This window comes from Pseudonocardia cypriaca (assembly GCF_006717045.1).
Classification (GTDB): Bacteria; Actinomycetota; Actinomycetes; order Mycobacteriales; family Pseudonocardiaceae; genus Pseudonocardia; species Pseudonocardia cypriaca.
Map to the genome: position 1 here is coordinate 3,706,147 of NZ_VFPH01000001.1, position 21,345 is coordinate 3,727,491.

Annotated in this window: 20 protein-coding genes; 10 read left to right on the forward strand and 10 right to left on the reverse strand. The window is 71.9% G+C overall.

Annotation, left to right across the window (positions count from 1 at the left end; genetic code table 11):
* The first annotated feature begins 208 nt into the window (after window positions 1-208).
* Together FB388_RS17680 and FB388_RS17685 are read left to right on the forward strand one after the other, a co-directional pair.
* A complete protein-coding gene (locus tag FB388_RS17680) occupies window positions 209-1,261 on the forward strand; it encodes a LacI family DNA-binding transcriptional regulator (protein ID WP_342787913.1) in 1,053 nt (350 codons plus the stop codon).
* A 100-nt stretch (window positions 1,262-1,361) separates the two neighbouring features.
* Complete coding sequence (locus tag FB388_RS17685) at window positions 1,362-2,243, forward strand: hypothetical protein (protein ID WP_142102305.1); 882 nt, start codon at window positions 1,362-1,364, stop codon at window positions 2,241-2,243.
* Between the two features lie 39 nt (window positions 2,244-2,282).
* Here FB388_RS17685 and FB388_RS17690 read toward each other — a convergent pair whose 3' ends face one another.
* From FB388_RS17690 to FB388_RS17700, 3 genes are read right to left on the reverse strand one after another with little or no spacing between them, the layout of a single operon-like run.
* The gene (locus FB388_RS17690; protein WP_142103294.1) at window positions 2,283-3,806 is read right to left on the reverse strand and encodes a tripartite tricarboxylate transporter permease; all 1,524 of its coding nucleotides are present in this window, start codon (window positions 3,804-3,806) and stop codon (window positions 2,283-2,285) included.
* 4 nt (window positions 3,807-3,810) lie between these two features.
* Window positions 3,811-4,314 carry a tripartite tricarboxylate transporter TctB family protein gene (locus tag FB388_RS17695; RefSeq protein WP_142102307.1) on the reverse strand — a complete coding sequence of 168 codons (504 nt, stop codon included), beginning with the start codon at window positions 4,312-4,314 and terminating at the stop codon, window positions 3,811-3,813.
* Window positions 4,311-5,300 (reverse strand): Bug family tripartite tricarboxylate transporter substrate binding protein, encoded by a 990-nt coding sequence (locus FB388_RS17700; protein ID WP_142102309.1) that lies wholly within the window; start codon window positions 5,298-5,300, stop codon window positions 4,311-4,313. The genes FB388_RS17695 and FB388_RS17700 overlap by 4 nt, the downstream gene beginning before the upstream one ends.
* 102 nt (window positions 5,301-5,402) lie before the next feature.
* Between FB388_RS17700 and FB388_RS17705 the strand changes: the two genes are divergently transcribed.
* From FB388_RS17705 to FB388_RS17720, 4 genes are all read left to right on the forward strand, one after another.
* On the forward strand, window positions 5,403-7,034 hold the full coding sequence (locus FB388_RS17705) for a sensor histidine kinase (protein WP_142102311.1): 1,632 nt from the start codon (window positions 5,403-5,405) through the stop codon (window positions 7,032-7,034).
* Window positions 7,031-7,702 (forward strand): response regulator, encoded by a 672-nt coding sequence (locus tag FB388_RS17710; protein ID WP_211361967.1) that lies wholly within the window; start codon window positions 7,031-7,033, stop codon window positions 7,700-7,702. The genes FB388_RS17705 and FB388_RS17710 overlap by 4 nt, the downstream gene beginning before the upstream one ends.
* A gap of 75 nt (window positions 7,703-7,777) precedes the next feature.
* The gene (gene manD / locus FB388_RS17715) at window positions 7,778-9,004 is read left to right on the forward strand and encodes a D-mannonate dehydratase ManD (protein ID WP_142102313.1); all 1,227 of its coding nucleotides are present in this window, start codon (window positions 7,778-7,780) and stop codon (window positions 9,002-9,004) included.
* Complete coding sequence (locus FB388_RS17720; RefSeq protein WP_142102315.1) at window positions 9,001-10,209, forward strand: metal-dependent hydrolase family protein; 1,209 nt, start codon at window positions 9,001-9,003, stop codon at window positions 10,207-10,209. The genes manD and FB388_RS17720 overlap by 4 nt, the downstream gene beginning before the upstream one ends.
* Here FB388_RS17720 and FB388_RS17725 read toward each other — a convergent pair.
* Window positions 10,206-10,616, reverse strand: a complete 411-nt coding sequence (locus FB388_RS17725; RefSeq protein ID WP_425468545.1) for a MerR family transcriptional regulator — start codon at window positions 10,614-10,616, stop codon at window positions 10,206-10,208. The two genes, FB388_RS17720 and FB388_RS17725, sit on opposite strands and share 4 nt — an antisense overlap.
* A gap of 65 nt (window positions 10,617-10,681) precedes the next feature.
* Between FB388_RS17725 and FB388_RS17730 the strand changes: the two genes are divergently transcribed.
* On the forward strand, window positions 10,682-11,629 hold the full coding sequence (locus tag FB388_RS17730; protein WP_142102317.1) for an alpha/beta hydrolase family protein: 948 nt from the start codon (window positions 10,682-10,684) through the stop codon (window positions 11,627-11,629).
* A gap of 25 nt (window positions 11,630-11,654) precedes the next feature.
* Here FB388_RS17730 and FB388_RS17735 read toward each other — a convergent pair whose 3' ends face one another.
* The 4 genes from FB388_RS17735 to FB388_RS17750 form a co-directional block, all read right to left on the reverse strand.
* Entirely contained in the window at window positions 11,655-12,512 is an 858-nt protein-coding gene (locus FB388_RS17735) for a formate/nitrite transporter family protein (RefSeq protein WP_142102319.1), read from the reverse strand.
* Window positions 12,513-12,666: 154 nt separating this feature from the next.
* Window positions 12,667-13,086, reverse strand: coding sequence for a PASTA domain-containing protein (locus FB388_RS17740; RefSeq protein ID WP_142102321.1), 420 nt, complete (start codon window positions 13,084-13,086; stop codon window positions 12,667-12,669).
* 95 nt (window positions 13,087-13,181) lie between these two features.
* Window positions 13,182-14,597 (reverse strand): HNH endonuclease signature motif containing protein, encoded by a 1,416-nt coding sequence (locus FB388_RS17745; RefSeq protein ID WP_170225654.1) that lies wholly within the window; start codon window positions 14,595-14,597, stop codon window positions 13,182-13,184.
* Window positions 14,598-15,008: 411 nt separating this feature from the next.
* Complete coding sequence (locus FB388_RS17750; RefSeq protein ID WP_142102325.1) at window positions 15,009-16,091, reverse strand: aldo/keto reductase; 1,083 nt, start codon at window positions 16,089-16,091, stop codon at window positions 15,009-15,011.
* A 116-nt stretch (window positions 16,092-16,207) separates the two neighbouring features.
* Between FB388_RS17750 and FB388_RS17755 the strand changes: the two genes are divergently transcribed.
* Window positions 16,208-17,092 carry an AraC family transcriptional regulator gene (locus FB388_RS17755; RefSeq protein WP_142103300.1) on the forward strand — a complete coding sequence of 295 codons (885 nt, stop codon included), beginning with the start codon at window positions 16,208-16,210 and terminating at the stop codon, window positions 17,090-17,092.
* A 242-nt stretch (window positions 17,093-17,334) separates the two neighbouring features.
* A complete protein-coding gene (locus FB388_RS17760; protein ID WP_142102327.1) occupies window positions 17,335-18,159 on the forward strand; it encodes a DUF5602 domain-containing protein in 825 nt (274 codons plus the stop codon).
* A 4-nt stretch (window positions 18,160-18,163) separates the two neighbouring features.
* On the opposite strand, the gene FB388_RS17765 is transcribed toward FB388_RS17760, so the two are convergent.
* Window positions 18,164-18,970, reverse strand: coding sequence for an alpha/beta hydrolase (locus FB388_RS17765; protein WP_142102329.1), 807 nt, complete (start codon window positions 18,968-18,970; stop codon window positions 18,164-18,166).
* Window positions 18,971-19,044: 74 nt separating this feature from the next.
* On the opposite strand from FB388_RS17765, the gene FB388_RS17770 reads away from it, so the two are divergent.
* The gene (locus FB388_RS17770) at window positions 19,045-20,385 is read left to right on the forward strand and encodes an APC family permease (RefSeq protein WP_142102331.1); all 1,341 of its coding nucleotides are present in this window, start codon (window positions 19,045-19,047) and stop codon (window positions 20,383-20,385) included.
* 11 nt (window positions 20,386-20,396) lie between these two features.
* On the opposite strand, the gene FB388_RS17775 is transcribed toward FB388_RS17770, so the two are convergent.
* The gene (locus tag FB388_RS17775) at window positions 20,397-21,338 is read right to left on the reverse strand and encodes a U32 family peptidase (protein ID WP_142102335.1); all 942 of its coding nucleotides are present in this window, start codon (window positions 21,336-21,338) and stop codon (window positions 20,397-20,399) included.
* Between the last annotated feature and the right edge of the window lie 7 nt (window positions 21,339-21,345).

Here is a 21,345-nt window from a genome sequence, read left to right on the forward strand (position 1 = left end):
GAGCTGCCGTCCGACAGCTCCGAAAGTTTTCGAAACAACTACGCGTGACCCGCACCATAATGACCACCCCACCGGGGGTCAAGGCCTGATTCTGCAGCAAATCGGCCTCGAAAAGTTTCGGTGCGTGTCTTCCCCGGACGGCCGTCCGGCGGTTACGGTGCGCCCACCAGGCACCGAGGCCGGAGGTGGCCCCCTGACCGGATCGCACGTGTCTGCCGGCGGGCGGCAGACGGGACGCACCACGCTCGCGATGATCGCCGCTTCGGCCGGCGTCTCCGTCGCCACCGTGTCCAAGGTCGTCAACGGCCGCCAGGACGTCGCGCCCGACACCCGCGCACAGGTCGAGGAGCTGCTGCGCCAGCACGGGTACGTGCCGCCGTCGGCACGCCGGTCGGTCGGCACGGGCGCGACGGTCGAGCTGATCGTGCACGGTTCGTTCGGCGCCTACGCGACACAGGTGATCGAGGGGGTCGTGCATGCCGGTTCGGAGATGGGCGCATCCATCGCCATCGGCCAGGTGGACGACGACGATCTCCCGGCCGGCTCCCCCGAGACGTGGGCCCGCCGCCTCGCGACCAGCGGGCGCGCCGGGGTCGTGATCGTCACCGGGGCACTCACCAGCGCCCACATCGACGCGCTCGCGCTCACCGGGCTGCCCCTCGTCGTCCTGGACCCGATGAGCCTGCCCCGCGTCGAGGTCACCAGCGTCGGGTCCACGAACTTCGCGGGTGGGCTGGCCGCCACCCAGCACCTGCTCGCGCTCGGGCACCGCCGCATCGGCTACGTCGGCGGCCCCCCGGACTCCGGCTGCAACCAGGCCCGCCTGCACGGCTACCGCGCCGCGCTGGAGAGCGCCGGGATCGCCACCGACCCCGGCCTCGTCCACAACGAGCACTTCCACTACGAGGTGGGCCTCCGGGCGGGCGCACGCCTGCTGGACATCCCCCACCCGCCCACCGCCGTCGTCGGCGGCAGCGACACCATCGCCCTGGGGATCATCGAGGCAGCCCGCCTGCGCAGCCTGCGGATCCCGCAAGACCTCTCCGTCACCGGCTTCGACGACACCGAGCTCGCCCGCATGGCCTCTCCCCCGCTCACCGCCGTCCGCCAACCGCTGCGGGAGATGGGCCGCGTCGCCGTCAAGACCGTGCTGCAGATGGCGGCCGGCGAGACGCTCGACTCGCACCACGTCGAGCTCGCCACCGAGCTGGTCGTCCGGGGCACCACCGCCCCGCCCGCCGGAGCCCCGCCGGAGAGCTGAATCCGACGCCGTTGACCACCCTGATCGCGCACAGTGATCGGACCCGATTCATCCGTTGCGGGCGACGCCCGCAATCGGGCGGATGAGGACGATCTGCTGAGTGACCATCGTGCACGGACCACTCGGCAGGCCTCGGGTCGTTCTCCTCGCGGGTGTTCTCGGGCTGGCTGTCGCTGCCTGTGGCGGCGGTGGGCCTCCCGCCTCGACCGCACAGGCCACCGACGAGCTGCCCGCACCATCGCTCACCGCGCGGCCCACGGTCGAGCTCCCCGAGATCTCGCTCACCGCGCCGGTGCGGGCGACCACGCCCGAGGAGTCCCCGGATCAACCGCCGCGGACCGCGGTCGCGCTACCGACGCGTTCCGAGGCGTTGCTCCCCACGCAGGACCCGTCACCGGCCACGACCCCCGCGCAGGCGGAGACGACCGGCTCAGCGCCGGCCACGACCGCCGGCCCGGCCGAGCTGACGCCGACGCCCGCCGCGGCGGCTCCGGCCGAACCGTCGTCCACCTCCGCCGCGAGCTGGCTCTGGTGGCTGCTCGGCCTGCTGGCCGTCGGCGCCGTGGTGATCATCGTTGCGTCGGCCCGCGCCCGCCGGGCCGGGGCCTGGACCGCGCGGCTCGACGCCGTGGTGGCGGAGACGACGTGGCTGGCCCACGAGCTGCTCCCGAACACACTCGGCAGTCAGGACGCCGCGGCGCGCCTCGCCACCTGGACCGCCTACCGACCGCGGGTGGACACGCTCACGATCAGCCTGAACGAGGTCGCTGCGTCGGCGCCGGAAGACCGGCGGGCCGGCATCGACCAGCTGCGGGCCGCGGTCTTCGAGCTGCGCTCCGCGACCGACGCCTACACGACGGCCCGTCCCCCTGCCGACGCCGAGAGCCTCGGCGCCGTGCGAGAGGCTCAGCGCTGGACCGAGGAGGCCCTTCGCACGATCCGACGGGCGCCGGACAGCCGGCCGGACCAGCCCGTGGGCTAGCAGCCGAGGCCGTCGAGCTCGCCACCTTGCCGACGTTCCTCAGACGCCCACGCGTTCCCGGGGCGGCTCGGGCGGGGTCGGCGTCCCGCGCTTCCTCAGCTTCCCGACCAGCGGGATCAGGAGGAGGGCCGCGATCACCAGGTACACCACCACCGAAACGGGTGTGGACACCAGCGTGGTGAAGTCGCCGTTGGCGAGCTGGAGAGCGCGGCGCAGCTGCAGCTCCGCGTCCGGTCCGAGGATCACGCCGATGATCGCCGGCAGGACCGGCAGGCCGTAGCGGCGCATGAGGAACCCGACGGCGCCGATCGCGAGCAGCACCAGCAGGTCGACGGGCTGGCCGCTCACCGCGTAGGCGCCGACGCAGGCGAAGAACAGGATCCCCGCGTAAAGGTACGGCCGCGGGATGCGCAGCAGCTTCGCCCACACCGGCGCGAGCGGCAGGTTCAGCACCAGCAGCAGGACGAGGCCGATGAACAGGCTGGCGATGAGCGTCCACACCAGGTCGGGCTCGTTCTCGAACAGCAGCGGGCCGGGCTGGATGCCGAACTGCTGGAACGCCGCGAGCATGACGGCTGCGATCGCGGTGGTCGGCAGGCCGAGCGTGAGCATCGTGGCGAGCGTGCCCGCCGACGACGCGCTGGCCGCCGCCTCCGGGCCGGCCACGCCCTCGATCGCGCCCTTGCCGAACTCCTCGCGGCGCCGGGAGAGGCGCCGCTCGGTCACGTACGCCATGAACGTCGACATCTCCGCCCCACCGGCCGGGATGGAGCCGAACGTGAACCCGATGAACGGGCCGCGCAGCCACGGCTTCCAGGTGCGGCGCAGGTCGTCGCGCGACAGCCACGGCCGCCCGACGGGAATCGGCGTGTCGACGGTCCGCCGCAGGTGGGCGGCCACCCACAGTGCCTCGCCCACCGCGAACAGGCCGACCGCGACGATCACGACGTCGATGCCGTCGGCGAGCTGCGGGATGCCGAACGTCAGCCGCGCCTGGCCGGTGAGCGGGTCGAGCCCGACCAGCCCGATCGTCAGGCCGATCGCGAGCGCCGCGTACCCGCGCACCCGGGAACTGCCGAGCACCCCCGAGACGGCGACGAACGCCAGCACCATGATCGCGAAGAAGTCGGGGGCGCCGAGGTCGACGGCGACCGATGCCACCAGCGGTGCGAGCAGCACCAGCCCGAGCGCGCCCGCGAGCCCGCCGATGAAGTGCCCGATCGCGGCTGCGGCGAGCGCCTGGGCCCCGCGCCCGGCGCGAGCCATCGGGTTGCCCTCGATCGCCGCCATCACCGAGGCGCTCTCGCCGGGGGTGTTGAGCAGGATCGACGTGGTCGACCCGCCGAACATGGCCCCGAAGTAGATGCCGGCGAACAGGATGAACGCGCCGGTGGGGTCGAACGCGTACGTGACGGGCAGCAGCAGCGCCACCGCCATCGCAGGCCCGATGCCGGGCAGCACGCCGATCGCGGTGCCCAGAAGCACGCCGATGGCGGAGAACAGCAGGTTGGTCGGGGTCAGCGCGTGGCCGAAGCCCTCGAAGAGGTGGGTGAGGTTCTCGATCACGTCAGATCAGCCCCATCAGCGGTCCGCCGGGCAGGTCCACGCCGAGCAGCGCGTCGAACACGAGCCAGGTCGTCAGCGAGACGCCCGCGGCGATCAGCAGGTCGCGCGGGAACGCGCGGGAGCCGAGCGCGTAGGTGGCGCCCCAGAACAGCACGGTCCCGGCGATCGGCCAGCCGAGCAGAGGGATCAGCGCGGCGGTCGCGACGATCACGCCGGCGAGGATGAGCACCGTGCGCTTGTCGGCGGGGACGGCGAGGTCGACGTCCTCGCCCGCCTCGGCCTCGCCGTGGCCGCCGCGCAGCACGTCGACCGTGAGCAGAGCGGCCAGCACAAGGAGCAGCACGCCCAGGAGGATCGGCACGGCGTTCGGGCCGAGCGGGTCGGCGGCGTTGCCCGAGCGCGGCGCGAGCGCCACGTCGGCGAGCACCAGCAGCCCGGATGCGAGCAGCAACGCGGCGACGCCCAGCTCGGAGCGTTCGCGCAGCCAGGGAACGACGGTGCTCATGCGACCAACCCCAGGTTCCGCAGGACACCGGCGACGCGGTCGTTCTCCGAGTGCAGGAACGCCGCGAACTCGTCGCCGGGCAGGTACGCGTCCTGCCACCCGTTGCGTTCGAGGGCTTCCTTCCACTCCGGCGACTCGCGCAGCGTCGTGAACGCCGCCACCAGCTCTGCGCGACCCTCGTCGGACAGGCCCGGCGGCGCGACGACCCCGCGCCAGTTGGCGAACTCGACGTTCACGCCCGACTCCTTCAGCGTCGGCGCGTCGACGCCCGGTACGCGCTGCGCCGCGGTCACGGCGAGCACCCGCAGCTCACCGGCCTCGATCTGGTCGGCGTACTCCGACAGACCGGACACGCCGAACGCCACCTTGCCGCCGAGGACCGCGGCGAGCAGCTCGCCGCCGCCGTCGTAGGACACGTAGTTGACGGCGCGCGGGTCGATCCCCATGCCCTCGGCCATGAGCATCGGCGCGAGGTGGTCCGGCCCGCCCGGGCTGGAGCCGCCGCCGACGGGCACCGCGCCCGGATCGGCCTTCCACGCCGCCGTGAGGTCGTCGAGCGTGCGCAGCGGCGAGTCCTTGCCGACGACGACGATCTCGGTCTCCTGCGTGAGCCGCGCGATCGGCGTGGTGTCGGTGAGCTTCGCGGGCGAGTCGTTGGTGTAGACCGAGCCGACCACGCCGAGGCCCATCGACATCACGAGCCGGTCGTTGCCGCTCTCGTTGACCGTGCGGCCGAGCCCGACCGTGCCGCCGGCGCCCGGGAGGTTGAACACCTCCACGGCTCCGGTGATCCCCGCGTCCTCCATCGCCTTGGCGGCGGTGCGCGCCGTGATGTCGTATCCGCCACCGGGCGCGTTGGGCACCAGGAAGCGCAGGCCACGCAGCTGCGTGCCGTCGCCGCCACCGGTGAGCCCGCCGACCACCGGCGGTATGAGCAGCACCGCGGCGAGCGCCGCGACCACCGCGACCACACTTCGGGTCCGCATATGTCTGCCTCTCCATCGAGGTATGTCGTGGCGCACAGCCTGGGCTGCGACGGCGACGGTGTCTGCCTTGCTCGCACATCGGTCGTTGTGGTCGTTGTGGTCATGGGGCGCGGTGGTCGTGAGAGGCTCCCCCGCGTGGCGCGGACGCTCGCACGGCAGTTCCTGGGCTGGCAGCTCGGGATCGTGGGGCTGCTGCTCGCCGCCGTCAGCGCGCTCGCCGTTGTGCAGTCGGACGCCGCGTTCCGGGAGACGCAGGGGCGGCGGATGCTGTCGGTGGCCGAGGACGTCGCGGCCACGGCGGGGGTGCGGGAGAGCCTCGCGACCCGCAGCTTCGGCCCGCTGCCCGCGCTCGGCACCAGCGCGCGCAACCTGTCGGGTGCCGACGAGATCGTGATCGTCGACTCCGACCTCGTGGTGCGCAGCGCCGCCGATCCCGCCGAGGTCGGGGAGCCCTTCGCGGCGGGCGAGAGCACCGCACCGGCCGGGCGGGCGTGGGTCGGCAACCCCGACGGGCGCACCGTCGTCGCGCACGTGCCGGTGCTCGCCGACGACGGGCGCGTCGTCGGGCTCGTGGCCGCCCGGGTCGAGGCGCCGCCGCTGCTCACCGGGCTCCTCGCGGCGCCCGCGCCCGCGGTGGCGCTGGTGGGGGCCGCGGTCGTGCTCGGGGTGGCCGGGTCGCTGCTGCTCGCCCGGCGCGTGCGACGGCAGACCCTCGGGCTGGAGCCCAACGAGATCGTGGAGCTGGTTCAGCGGCGCGAGGCGATGCTGCTCGGCGTGAAGGAAGGCGTGCTCGGCCTGGACCGCGCCGACCGGATCACGCTGCTCAACGCCGCGGCCCGCGAGCTGCTCGGGATCGACTCCGTCGGCACCAGCGTGGACGACCTCGGTCTGGACGACCGGCTGCGGGACGTCCTCACGGGCACGGCGGTCGGGCCCGACCAGGTGGTGCTGCACGGCACCCGGGTGCTCGTCCTCAACCGGATGCCGGTGGTGGTCGACGGCGCGCCCGTCGGCGCCGTCGTCACCCTCCGGGACCGCACGGAGCTGGCCGCGCTGGAGCACCGCCTGGACGCCTCGCGCCACGTCACCGACACGCTGCGCGCGCAGGCGCACGAGTTCACCAACCGCCTGCACACGATCGCCGGGCTCACCGAGCTCGGCGAGCACGACGAGGTGCGGCGGTTTGTGGCGGGCATCGTCGCGGGGTCGGACCAGTGGCGCCGCGAGGTCACGGCGAGCGTGGGGGACGCCGCGGTCGCGGCGCTGCTGGTGGCGAAGGCGAGCCTCGCCACCGAGCGCGGGGCCGAGCTGCGGCTCGCGCCCGGCAGCCGGCTCGACGCCGTCGACCCGGAGCGGGACCCGGCGCTCTCGGCCGATCTGGTCACCGTGCTGGGCAACCTCGTCGACAACGCGCTCGACGCCGCCGGGCCGGGGTGGGTGGAGGTCGGGTTCACCACCGAGGACGACCCGGACCACGACACCGTGCGCGTGACGGTCCGCGACTCGGGCCCCGGCGTGGCGTCGGAGCTGGTCGAGGAGGTGTTCCGGCACGGCTTCAGCACCAAGGCCGCCGAGCACGACACCGGCGGTCGCGGCCTCGGCCTGGCGCTGGCCCGGGAGGTCTGCCTGCGCCGCGGCGGGTCGATCACGCTCCACAACGACGGGGACCCCGACAACATCGGCGCCGTCTTCACCGCGTGCCTCCCGCTGGTTCCCGCCCGGGTACGCACGTGATGCGGGTGCTCGTCGTCGACGACGACTTCATGGTCGCCCGCGTGCACAGCGGCTACGTCGCCCGGATCCCCGGCTGCGAGGTGGTGGGCGTCGCCCACACCGGTGCCGACGCCGTGCGGCTGGCCGGTGAGCAGCGACCCGACCTCGTGCTGCTCGACGTCTACCTGCCCGACCGGTCCGGGCTCGAGGTGCTGCGCGATCTGCGCACCGGCTCCCCCGACGACCCGTTCGTGCTCGTGATCACCGCCGCCGACGACCCCGGCACCGTCACCGCCGCGCTGCACGGCGGCGCCACGCACTACCTCGTGAAGCCGTTCGACGCGGCCGTCCTGCGCGAGCAGGTGGAGCGGGTGGCACGGGTGCGCGGGCGGCTCGCGGGTCTCCAGCGAGCCGGGCAGGACGACATCGACAGCGTGTTCGGCGGCCGCCACGGCGGAACGACGCGGCTGCCCAAGGGCCTCACCGCGCCCACGGCCCGGCTCGTCGAGCAGGTGCTGCGCGGGCACGACGGCGACCTCTCCGCGGCCGAGTGCGCCGAGCTCACGCAGCTGTCGCGGGTGAGCGCGCGCCGCTACCTGGAGCACTTCGTGGCCACCGGTGCCGCGACCGTGCGCCTGCGCTACGGCGGCACCGGCCGCCCCGAGCGCCGCTATCGATGGAGCGGCTGATCGGCATCTGACGTAGCGCTACCTTGTCGCCGGCCTCACGGCCGGCTCGACCAAGGGCCAACGGAAGGGACCTCCATGCGGATCGCAGGCGCCGACGTCATCGTCACCTGCCCGGGACGCAACTTCGTCACGCTCGAGATCACCACCGACGACGGCCTCGTCGGCTACGGCGACGCCACCCTCAACGGCCGCGAGCTCGCGGTCGCGAGCTACCTGCGCGACCACGTCGTCCCGCTGCTCGCCGACCGCGACGCGCACCGGATCGAGGACACCTGGCAGTACCTCTACCGCGGCGCCTACTGGCGGCGCGGACCCGTGACGATGGCCGCGATCGCCGCCGTCGACGTGGCGCTGTGGGACATCAAGGCGCAAGCCGCGGGCATGCCGCTCTACCAGCTGCTCGGCGGGGCGAGCCGCACCGGGATCATGGCGTACGGGCACGCGAGCGGGCGGGACCTGCCCGAGCTGCTGGACTCGGTCCGGGCCCGCCGGGACGAGGGCTTCCGGTCGATCCGCGTGCAGTCCGGCGTACCCGGGCTGGAGACGATCTACGGGATCTCCGCCGCGCCCGACCCCACCGGCGGGCGCGGCTACGAACCGGCCGGCCGGCACCCGCGGCCGGCCGAGGAGACCTGGGACACCCGCGCGTACCTGCGCCACCTGCCGACGGTCTTCGAGGCGGTGCGCAACGAGTTCGGACCCGAGCTGCCGCTGCTGCACGACGTGCACCACCGGCTCACCCCGATCCAGGCGGCCACGCTCGGCAAGGCGCTCGAGCCGTACGACCTGTTCTGGATGGAGGACTGCACACCGGCGGAGAACCAGGAGGGTCTGCGGCTGGTCCGCAGGCACACCACCACCCCGCTCGCGATCGGCGAGGTGTTCAACACCGTCTTCGACTACCAGACGCTCATCCGCGAGCAGCTCATCGACTACGTCCGCTCCGCCGTGACCCACACCGGCGGGATCACCCCGATGCGCAAGCTCTTCGACTACGCCGCGCTCTACCAGGTGAAGTCGGGGATCCACGGCCCCACCGACATCTCCCCCGTCGGCATGGCCGCCGGCCTGCACCTCGACCTCGCGATCCACAACTTCGGCATCCAGGAGTTCATGCCGCACACCGCCGAGACCTACGAGGTGTTCCGCCGCTCCTACACGTTCTCCGACGGCTACGTGCACCCCGGCGAGACCCCGGGCATCGGCGTCACGGTGGACAAGGAGGCCGCGGCGAAGTTCGAGTACCGCCCGGCGTACCTGCCGGTGAACCGGCTGACGGACGGCACGGTCCACGACTGGTGAACGCATCGCTGCTGCTCCGCAACGCCCGGCTGCTCGACCCCGCCGACGGCGGGTACGTCGAGGGCGACATCCGCTGCGCCGATGGCCGGATCGTCGAGATCGGCACCGGCCTCACCGCGCCCGACGTGCGAACCGAGGACGTGCGGGGTGCCGTGGTGCTGCCGGGTCTGATCGACGCCCACGTCCACGTCACCGCCCTCACCGCGGACCTGAGCTCGCTCCCGTCGCTCGCCCCTTCCTACGTCGCCGCCCACAGCGCCCGGATCATGGGGCAGATGCTCGACCGCGGGTTCACCACGGTCCGCGACGCCGCAGGCGCCGACCACGGGCTCGCCGACGCGCAGGCCGAAGGCCTGGTCCGCGGGCCCCGCCTGCTGTTCTGCGGGCGGGCGCTCAGCCAGACCGGCGGGCACGGCGACGGCCGCTCCCGCGGCTCCAACCGCCACGACGACCACCCGTGCTGCGCGGGCCTCGGCCGGATCGCCGACGGGGTGGACGCCGTGCGCACCGCCGCCCGCGACGAGCTGCGCAAGGGCGCCCACCACATCAAGGTGATGGCCTCCGGCGGCGTCGCGTCGCCGACCGATCGCATCGACTCCACCCAGTACTCGGTCGAGGAGCTGCGCGCGATCGTCGAGGAGGCGGAGGCCGCGAACCGGTACGTCGCCGCGCACGCCTACACCGCACGCGCCGTGAACCGCGCCCTGGAGGTGGGGATCCGCTCCATCGAACACGGCAACCTCCTCGACGACCGCAGCGTCGAGCTGTTCCGCGAGCGCAACGCCTTCCTCGTGCCGACGCTGGTGACGTACTGGGCCCTCAAGGCGGAGGGTCGCGAGTTCGGGCTCCCCGAGCCGAGCTGGCGCAAGGTCGACGAGGTGCTCGGCGCCGGCCTGGCAGCGCTGGAACGGGCCGCGCGCGGCGGCGTCGAGCTGGTCTACGGCACCGATCTGCTCGGCGGCATGCACCGCCACCAGAAGCACGAGTTCCGGCTCCGCGCCGAGGTGCAGCAGCCGCTCGACGTCATCCGGTCCGCCACCTCGGTCGCGGCCGAGCTGGTGAACATGCCCGGCGAGATCGGCACGCTGCGCCCCGGCGCGCACGCCGACCTCCTCGTGCTCGACGGCGACCCACTCGCCGACATCGGCGTGCTGGTCGAGCCGGAGCACCTGCGGCACGTCGTGCAGGGCGGTGCGATCGTCTAGAGGTCCTCGCCCCCGCCGCGGCAGCGTCGGCCCGTACGCCAGTTCGCCGCGGCGTTGGTGATGACGGCGTCGAGCCGATCTCTGGCGCTCGTCAGATCGCCGATCTGCTCGTCCATACGATCCCGTTCGGCAGAAAGTCCGGAGAGCAGATCCGGCGTGGCTCGGCCGTTCACGACGCGCGGCAGCAATTCCCGGATCACCTTGCTCGACAGCCCGGCCGCGTACAACTGCTGGATCAGTCGGACACGGTCGACCGCGCTCTCGGAATAGTGTCGCTGGCCGCGCGGGCTCCGCTCAGAGGCGAGCAGGTTCTGTTGCTCGTAGTACCGCAGCGACCGAACACTGACACCTGTCCTGGCCGCGAGGTCGCCAATACGCATCATTCTCCCCGATGTGACCCGGGCCACGCTTCTCGCCTCTGACGCCAGCGTCAGGTTCTAGCGTACCTCCCGGCTGAAAAGGGAGATCTTCGATGACCGAAACAGAAACGGCGACCACCGGCGTGGCCATCGGTGCACCCGCTCCGATCGTCGCGTTGAAGCCGGTGGCACTGTCGGCGCCGGGCCGCGGCGAGGACCTGCGCGTCCGCATCTCCGCGCCCGTGACCGGGCGTGACCTGCCCATCATCGTCTTCTCACACGGGTACGGCTCGTCATTGGACGGCTATGGCCCGTTGGTCGACTTCTGGGCAGCTCACGGCTTCGCGGTCATCCAACCCACCCATCTCGACTCGCGGACGGTGGGCCTCCCCCCGGACGATCCCCGCACACCGCGGATCTGGCGTTCCCGGGTAGAGGACGTGAAGCACATCCTCGATCAGCTCGAGCTCCTGGAGGCCGCCGTTCCGGGCCTCAGCGGGCGCCTTGACCGCAGCCGGATCGCCGCAGCCGGACACTCCTTCGGCGGCCAGACCGCCGGCATTCTGCTGGGCCTGCGGATCCTCGATCCGGAGAGCAACAGGAGCGACAACCTCTCCGACCCGCGGATCAAGGCCGGCGTGCTCCTCGCCACGGCCGGACGGGGCGGAGCCGACCTGACACCGTACGCAGCCGAGAACTTCCCGTGGCTGAGGAACCCGAGCTTCGCGCACATGGCCACACCGGCGCTGGTGGTCGTGGGGGATCAGGACGACCTCCCGCTGACCGTTCGAGGGCCCGCCTGGACGACCGACGCCTACGTCCTGAGCCCCGGCAGCAAGAGTCTGCTCACCCTGTTCGGGGCGGAACACTCGCTCGGCGGGATCAGTGGCTACGAGGCCAAGGAGACCACCGACGAGAATCCGCGACGAGTGGCCCTGATCCAGCAGATCACCTGGGCCTACCTCCGCCACGCGCTCGACATCGAGGATGCCGGCTGGACGCTGGCACAGAAGACCTTGTCGGAGAGCGCTGATCCACTGGGGCGGATCGAGTCCAAGTGAAGCATCAGGAGGCATGTGCGATGGTTCAGCGGGCGGCACCCACCTCGGCCGGGACACCGACGTCCGCACGGATCGGGCGCGCCCGGCCGGTGCCGGGCCGGGCGTGGGTGGCGTACAGCGTGAGCCCGACGAACGTGAGCCCGCCGACGAGGTTGCCGACCACCGTGGGGAGCTCGTTCCACACGAGGTAGTCGAGGATCGAGAAGTCGCCGCCGAGCATGAGGCCGGACGGGAACAGGAACATGTTGACGACCGAGTGCTCGAAGCCCATGTAGAAGAACACCAGGATCGGCATCCACATCCCGATCACCTTGCCGGACACGGACGTCGAGATCATCGCGGCGACCACACCCGTGGAGACCATCCAGTTGCACAGGACACCGCGGAGGAAGAGCGTCAACATCCCGGCGGCCCCGTGGTCGGCGTAACCCACCGTCCGAGAAGCGCCGATCTCGCCGAGCCGCTGGCCGACCTGGTCCGGGTCCACGCTGAACGCGAACGTCAGGATCACGGCCATCATGAGCGCCACCGTGAGCGCGCCCGCGAGGTTGCCGGCGAACACGAGGCCCCAGTTGCGCAGGACGCCCTTGAGCGTGACCCCGGGCCGCTTGTCGATCCAGGCGAGCGGCACCAGCGTGAAGACGCCCGTCAGGAGGTCGAAGCCCAGCAGGTACAGCATGCAGAACCCGACCGGGAACAGCAGCGCCCCGACGAGCGCCGAGCCGGTCTGCACGGCGACCGTCACCGCGAACGCCGCGGACAGGGACAGGATGGCGCCCGCCATGTACGCCCTGATCACGGTGTCGCGCGTGGACATGAAGACCTTGGACTCGCCGGCGTCGATCATCTTGACGACGAACTCCGACGGGTTCAGGTAGGACATATCGGCACTCCTGGGGATGTTCGCGGCAGGCCGGTTCGAGTGTTGGAAGCGGCTGTTTCCCCCGGGTTACGCCCACACGATCATCGCGTCACGCCCCGCTCACGCCCCACGTCACCGTCCGGTCAGCTGGGCGTATCGCGCGCGTAACACGAGCTCAGCAGCTCTCCTCGACCTTCACGGTCCCGAAGTCGATGCGGCTGTCCGCCGTGATCGTGGCTCCCGGCGGGATGTTCTGCGTGCACACCTTCCAGTTGCGGTCGTTGATCTGCATCCGGTTCGCGCCCGTCGCGTCGTGCGACGCGGTGACCGCGATCCGGAAGCCCGTCAGCTCCTGGATCGCGTCCTGCGCATCCTGGAGCCCCGAGCCGACCAGGTTCGGCATCGTCCAGCGGGCTGCGGTCTCCACGACGGACGGCACGACGGTCGGCGGGTAGGTGATCGTCTCCGGGCTAGGAGGCGGGACGGCGACAGTCTCGGTGGCCGGCGGCGGTGCGGGCGGCGGTGCGGGCGGCGGCGTGCCGCACGCGGTGAGCGCAGCAGCGACGGCGACTGCCGCGGATAGAGCGTGACGCACGGGGAGCTCCTGTCGGGTCGGCGATCGTGTGCTCGCTGGTCGTGATCACCGTGTTACCGCTCGTGCATCGCGTTCCGCGGAACGCGGCGCGGGGTTCAGGCCGCGGTCCTTACCCTGCGAGGTAGCAGCGCGTCCAGGATCGGCTGTGGGTCGAGCCGTTCGCCATACCAGTCCGGGGTCAGGGTGGTGCGAGTGATCCGCAGCCGGTCCCGGGTGTGCATCTCGATCAGACTCTCGCGGCTACCGGTCAACACCGGTGCGACGGTGGGAATCGCAGTGTTATCCGGGCGGCTGAACACCCAGCCGGCGGAGGCCCATCGGATCCGGTAGCCGTGGTCGTGGATCAGGCGGTGGTGGAAGCTGCAGATCAGGACCAGGTTGTCCACATCGGTGCGGCCGCCGTGCAGCCAGTGCCGCACGTGGTGGGCGTGCAGGTAATGGGTGTGGGTGCAGCCGGGGAACCGACAGCCCGCCCCGTCGCGCACGGTCAACGCCGCGATCTGGGCGGGGGTGGCGAGCCGACGGGAGCGGCCCAGATACAGGCGGTTGCCCTCCCGGTCGTTGAGCAGCACTTGGGCGCGGGCGTCGCAGGTCAGCCGCTGCGCGGTGGTGGCCGGGATCTCCGGGCCGCCCTCTAGGCGGGCGGTACCGGTGGTGGCGTCCAGGTGCACGATCACCTGGGCCTGCCCGCGCTCGACCACCGGACCGGCCTCCTCCCCGCCCTCCCGGTTAACCAGGGTGAGCAGGGCATCGGCCCGGCGGGCGGCCACCCGGTCGGCGGCCGGGCCGGGTTCGTGTTCGCGGGCCTGCTGGTCCAGGTCCTGCGGTGCGGGCTGGACCGGATGGCGTGCCGGGGCGGGGGCTGGTGCCAGGGCCTGGATGGCGGCGATGAGGGTGGCCCCGTCGTCGGGGGTGAGCCGGGCGCGCAGGATCAGGGAGCCGTCCTCGTCCCACTGCCAGGTCAGGGATCGGCGGGCCACGAGGTCTTCGGGTGGGGTGTAGCGGCGCCGCACGGCCCGCACCACGCTCTCCACGTGGCTGGCGGTGCCGGACAGGGCCACGTTGAGCAGGACCTGTTCCGCGGTCTGCGGGTCCGCGACCGCGGTGTGCCGCAGCTCCGACGTGCCGGCGGCGATGTCGGCGGCGATCCGGGTCAGGGTCGCGGTATCGGACCCGGTGACTCGGGTGATCGCCCGAACCTTCGAGTAGGACACCCGGCCGGCGGCGAACGCCTCGGTGATGCGGGGCAGGTGCTGCAGGGCGTGCGCGACCCGCAGGTGCTCGACGGCGGTGCGCAGGTTCATCCCGGCCCGCCAGGACAGCCAGTGCGCACACGAGCGGATCCCGTCCCCACACCAGCCACCCCGCTCGTCGAACTCGGCCAACAGCTGCAGGAACCGACATTCCGCAGCGGCGATGTGCCCCGCCAGACCGAGTAGTTCCGATTCCAGGGCGTGGGTCGGCATGGCCTGCAGTGGGGTGGGCAGCGGAATGACGGCGGCAGCGGACACGAGAACCCCCGGAGTCGGATCAATGTGCGACTTAAGAATGGCACGAGGGTCCGACAATTCCGGGCGGTCGCGTTCCGCGGAACGCGGCGAGAACAGTCCCATTCTGGTGATCATGGAGAACGGATTCGGGACCACAGGACAGTCCCCGCCCACCCGGCAGAGACGGACTCGTCGGAAACGGGCGTGCCCCCGCGCCGGGGACGGCCGCCAGCGCAACCACAATATTCGGTAGTTGTGCCAAACCAGCCACCACGCCACGCAAGAGGTCCGATGCGAGCCCGCGGATTCACGCGAAGCCCGGGGCCAGCACCCGACTCCTTGGGACCCGAGCCGGGAACGGCGCGCCAACCGCAAGCGTTCCGCGGAACGCAGGAGAGCGGAACGCAAGAGATCAACGCAGGCCGCCACCCCTCAATAGCGCACGGCGCTCTGCAGGAGCGGCGGGTACACACCCGACTCCACCCCGTCCACCGTGGTGCCGGCGAACTGCAGCATCGCCCGCTGCGCGCCGTGCATCGGCGCCGGGTAGTCCAGGGTCGGCGTCGAGACCTCGTCGAGCACGCGGAGGTGCTCCGGCGCGAGGGTGACGTCCAGTGCGGCGAGGTTGTCCTCGAGGTGCTCCACGCGGCGGGCGCCCACGATCGGTACGACGGTACCGCGGCGGGCGCGGAGCCAGGCCAGTGCCACCGCCGCGGACGTGGTGCCGAGCTCGTCGGCAACGGTGGCCACCGCGTCGATCACCGCGTGGTCGTCCTCGGTCGGGCCGCCGACGAAGGCGCTGCGGGCGGAGTCGGCGACCTGTGCGCCGCGCCGGTACTTCCCGGACAGGAATCCGTTCTTGAGCGGGCTCCACGGCACGAGCGCCATTCCCTGGTCGAGGGCGAGCGGCGCGAGCTCCCCCTCGACGGTGCGGGCGAGCAACGAGTACTCGACCTGCAGGGCGATCAGCGGGGTCCAGCTCTTCAGCAGTGCCGTGGTCTGGGCCTGGGCGGTGACCCATGCCGGCGTGTTCGAGAAACCGATGTAGCGGATCTTCCCCGCCCGGACGAGGTCGTCGAGGGTCCGCATCGTCTCCTCGATCGGGGTGTGGCGGTCCCAGTTGTGCAGCCAGTACAGGTCCAGGTGGTCGGTCTGCAGGCGGCGCAGGGTCTCGTCGAGCTGGGCGACGATCGAGCCCCGACCCGCACCGCCGCCGTTCGGGTCGCCGGGGAACATGTTCCCGAAGAACTTCGACGCCAGAACCACGTGCTCACGGCGGCCGGGGCGGGCGGCGAAGAAGTCGCCGAGGATCTTCTCGGAGTGGCCGTTGGTGTAGAAGTTCGCGGTGTCGACGAAGTTCCCGCCGCGGTCCAGGTAGGTCGCGAGGATCTTCTCCGACTCCTCCACGCTGCAGCCGGCGCCGCCGGGATCCTCGCCGAAGGTCATCGCGCCGAGGGCGAACGGGCTGACGCGGAGGCCGGACCGGCCGAGGGTGACGTAGTGGTCGAGAGGCATGGCTCAATGCAAACGCGCGGGGCCTGGCGCCGGTAGATCGATACGCGCCGGCTCTTGCCTGATCCTCGCACCTTCGATCTGATCGATGTGTGCGCGCCGCCGACCTCCTGACCGAGATGGGCCGCCTGATCGCTGCCCACGCCCGGCCGGACCTGCAGACCTCGATCCCCGGGCTGCTGCTGTCGCGGGTGGAGACGACGGAGCCGGACTACTCGCTGACCGACCCGCTGCTGGTCGTCATGGCGCAAGGGGGCAAGCGGCTGCTGCTCGGTGACCAGGTGTTCGAGTACCGAGCGGGCCAGCTGCTCGTGGTCACCACCGGCCTGCCCGTCACCGGCCACTTCCTCGACGCCGGCCCGCAGACCCCGGCCCTTGGCATGGGGCTGGTGCTCCGGCCGGCCACGATCGCGGAGCTGCTGCTGGAGACCGCGCCGCGAGGGCCGTCCCGTGGCGACGCCGGCCCGGCGATCGCCACCGGCGAGGCCGGCCCCGACCTGCTCGACGCCGCGGCCCGGATGCTGCGCCTGCTCGGCCGGCCCGCCGACGCCCGCGTGCTCGCCCCGCTCGTCGAGCGCGAGATCCTCTGGCGGCTGCTCACCGGCCCGCACGGCGCGATCGTCCGCCAGATCGGGCTCGCCGACAGCAGCACGTCCCACGTCAGCCGGGCGATCCGGTGGATCCGCGACAACTACGCCGAGCCGACGCGGATCGAGGACCTTGCGCGGATGGCGGGGATGAGCACCGCCGCTTTCCACCGGCACTTCCGCGCCGTCACCACCATGAGCCCACTGCAGTTCCAGAAACGCATCCGCCTGCAGGAGGCACGGGCGCTCCTGGTGGCGAAGCCCGACGACGTGGCGGGCGTGGGGCACTTCGTCGGGTACGACAGCCCGTCCCAGTTCAACCGCGAGTACCGGCGGCTCTTCGGTGCGCCGCCACGGCAGGACAGCGCACGTCTGCGCGCGGCGGCCGACCCGGGGCCCGCCGGCTACCTGCCCTGATCGACCCCCATGCGGCCCTAGCCGTACGCCGCCGGTAGGCGTATTTTCGCCGTCCTCCATCAGATCGGGACTCCACAGAGGACCATGGGCCGGCGCGAACAAGGGCGTCGACCTCGATCGCCGCACTGACCGACCGCCAGCGCCGCTCCACGAGGTCCCGTAGCTCATTCAGGTACGGCCCAGAGCACCGGCGCCGTCGGGGGTCGCCAGCGTGTCGGCATCGATCAGGACGGAAGAAGATCATGCTTCGTCATCGACTTCTCCGCGGCCTCGGAATCGCCTTCGCCGCGAGCACGGCCCTCGCATTTCTCCCGGGGTGCAGCAGTGAGAGCCCGCCCCCCGGTAACAGCGGTACCTTCTTCGGCCCGTCCCAACCCCTCGGGAACGGCACGGTCAAGACCTACACCACGCTCGACGACGGCGGACGTCCGACCGAGATCGGCCTTCGACTGTCGCCCACCGCCCTCGACGGACTACCCGCAGCGAACAGGGGTCTCCCACCGACGCTGATGCTCGACTTCCCCGACCAGGCCTCGGCGACCCCGTTCGACCATGTCATGCTCAACTGGAACCCGGAAGGACACGAGCCGCCGGAGCTGTTCGGCAAACCGCACTTCGACTTCCACTTCGACATGGTCGACATGGCGACGATCGAGTCCATCATCGGGTCCGATCCGGACTACGCGGCCAAGGCCGAACGTGCGCCCGAGAGCAAGTACGTGCCACAGGACTACGTCGTTCCGCCCGGTGCACCCGCCGCTGCGCAGGCCGTGCCCGGCATGGGTGTGCACCTGATCGACTTCAGCGACGGCAGTCTCGTCCCCGGCTCCTACGACTTCGAACACATCATCATCAACGGCACCTGGGACAGCCGTTACACGTTCATCGAGCCGATGATCACCCGCGAATGGTTGCTGACCGGGCCCGCATCCCAGCAGCCGCTGAAACTGCCCCAGGCGTACCAGAAGACGGCCTACTACCCGACCACCTACGGCGTCCACGTCGACGAGCAGTCGAAGGACTACGTCATCTCGCTCGCCGGCATGACGATGCGCGAAGCGTCGTAGGACGTCAGGACCCCACCGCGACAACGGCGTCGACGACGGCCGGCCCGCTCACCAGGGCGGTGTCGTTGTGCCGCGCCCCCGGCACCTCGACGTAGGACGCGCCCGCCGCGTCCGCAACCGCCTGGCTCTGCTCGACCGGCACGATCTCGTCGGCCCCGCCCGCCAGCACCGCGACCGGCACTCGCACCGACCGCACCTGGTCCAGCAACGGGAACCGGTCCCGCAGGAGCGCCCGCACCGGTAGGAACGGGTAGGCGCGCGCGCCGACGTCGGCGAGCGAGGTGAACGGGCTGCGCAGCACGAGCGCCCGGACCGGGCGCTCGGTGGCCAGCCGCGTCAGCGGTGCGCCGCCGAGGCTCTCGCCGAACAGGACGAGGCGCTCCGGTGCCACGCCGCGCTCCTCGACCAGGTACCGGTAGGCCGCGCCGACGTCCGCGGCGAGGCCCTCCTCGGTGGGCGAGCCGGGGTTGCCGCCGTAGCCGCGGTACTCGAGGAGCAGCACGTCGAAGCCCTCGGCGGCGAGGGCCCGCGCGAGCGGCACCCGCAGCACCCGCGAGCCGCCGTTGCCCGGGGCGACGAGCACCGTCCTGTCCCGGGGTGGACCGGTGGCGGGCGCCCACCACGCCGTGAGGTCGAGCCCGTCGTCGGTGTGCAGAACGACGTCGCGCCCACCGTCGAGGTAGGTGGCGGCAGGCGCGTCCGGCGCCCCGAACGGCAGGTAGACCAGCCGTCGCTGGAAGACCCACGCCAGTGCGACGACCACGACCGCCAGCACGACGACGGCGGCGCCCACCCGCAGCGCGGTACCCATGATCCGCCCGATGGTCCGAGGTTTCGGCGGCTCATGCTAGTCGGCGGAGCCCTGGACACCCGATACTCCGGATCATGGCCGGGAACGCGCACCTCGATCGGGTGCTGGGGATGCCGTCGATCGTGCTCTTCGGGCTCGCCTACCTCGTGCCGCTCACGGTGTTCACCACCTACGGCGTGGTCACCGAGCAGACCGCGGGGCACCTGCCGGCGGCGTACGTCGTCACGCTCGTCGCGATGCTCTTCACCGCCTACAGCTACGGGCTGATGGTGCGGGCCCACCCGTTCGCGGGTTCCGCCTACACGTACACGCAGCGGGCGTTCGGGCCCCACCTCGGCTTCATGACGGGGTGGGCGCTGCTGCTCGACTACCTGTTCCTCCCGATGATCAACTACCTGGTGATGGGCATCTACCTGGAGGCCGCGTTCCCGGGCGTCCCCGTGGCGGTCTGGATCATCGGCGCGATCCTGCTGGTGACGGGCCTGAACGTCCTGGGCATCAGGCTCGTGGCGCGGATGAACTTCGTGCTCGTCGCCGTCCAGGTCGTGTTCATCGCGGTCTTCCTGGTGGCCGCGGGCCGGACGCTCGCCGGATCCGACCTGCCGTCGCTCACCGAGCCGTTCCTCCCGAGCGGCGGCGAGGCGTCCGCCGTGCTCGGCGGCGCGGCGATCCTGTGCTTGTCCTTCCTCGGGTTCGACGCCGTCTCGACGCTCGCCGAGGAGACCCACGACCCGCGCAGGCGCATCCCCCGCGCGATCATGCTGGTCACGGTGATCGGCGGCGCGTTGTTCATCCTCGTCTCCTACGTCGGGCACCTGGTCTTCCCGCGGTACTCGGAGTTCACCGACGTCGACTCGGCCGCCCTCGACGTCGTGGGGGCCGCGGGAGGCGCCGTCCTGACCGCGTTCTTCACCGCCGCCTACATCGCGGGCTGCTTCGGTTCCGCGATGGCCTCGCAGGCGAGCGTCTCGCGCATCCTCTACGCGATGGGCCGTGACGGCGCGCTGCCGGCGCAGATCTTCGGCCGGCTCCACCAGCGCTTCCACACCCCCGCGCCGGCAACGGCCGTCGTCGGCCTGCTGTCCTGCATCGCGCTGGTCATCAGCCTCGAGCTGGCCTCTTCGATGATCAGCTTCGGCGCGCTGGTGGCGTTCTCGCTCGTCAACCTGTCGGTCGTCAAGCACTACGTGATCGACGAGGGGCACCGGACACCGGCGAACCTGGTGGCCTACGCCGTGGTGCCGGGCATCGGCGTGCTGCTCACGCTGTGGCTGTGGACCAGCCTCTCGGGCACCACGTTCGTCGTCGGCCTCGCGTGGATCGCCGCCGGCTTCGTCTACCTGCTCGCGCTGACCCGGGTGTTCACCCAGCGGCCGCCCGAGCTGCGCATGAGCGACGCCGAAGCCGCCTCGTGACGCTCGGGCCTTCAGGCCACCGGCACGGCCAGGCCGTCCGCCCCCAGCTCTGACGTCACGAGGTCGGGCGCGGCCCGGTGCAGGAACCCGAGCCCGATCTCGGCGCGCCGGACCCGTTCCCGGGACAGCTGCACGTTCAGCGCCTCGTGCTGAGCGCCGCTCGGGTAGACGTCGGGGTGGTTGCGCAGCCCGAACTTGACGTAGATCGGGGCCAGCACCCGCACCAGCTCGGCGATCTCGTGGTGGCGGACGAACCCGCCGAGGGTGTCGGGCGACTCGACGTACATGTCGATCGGGATCTGCGCGGCGGCCCGGATGGAGGCCAGCCGCGGCAGCGTGAGGCCGGGCGGCACGTTGTAGGTGTCGGCGCCGAGGTCCTGCATGAGCCGCACGCTCACCGGGTTGGACGCCATCATCTGCACCGAGACCTTGACGACGAAGTCGGGCGCGATCAGCCCGGTCTCCTTCATGTGCTTGGTCATCAGGAGCAGGCCCTCGTCCGCGACGAGCGCGCCGCGCACACCGAGGGCGTTGGCGCGCACGAGGTCCTCCATCGCGTACACCAGCTGGTCGGCACCCTCGTGCCGGCAGCCGACGGCGCCGCCCGCGGGTGTGCGCGCCTGCGCACCGATGTCCCACGGCGCCCGCGGGCCGACGAACAGCGACAGCTCGACGCGGCGGGCAGCACAGGCGCGCACCATGTCGGCGATCTCGGCGTCGGTGGCCAGCATGATCCCGCTGCCCGAGGAGACGCGGTGCACCCGCACACCCCGCTTGTCCGCCTCGTCGAACACGGCTTCCAGCGCGGCCGGGCCCTCCACGCTCGGGATCTCGGTGCGGTACTGCGCCCCGTCCGGGAACCGCAGCGGCGAGTCGGGCAGGTCGTTGGCCTCCCGGGCGGGATAGCCCAGGCGCGTGAGCAGGTCGGCGACGGAAGCTCTGGTCTCGTTCATCGCGCCC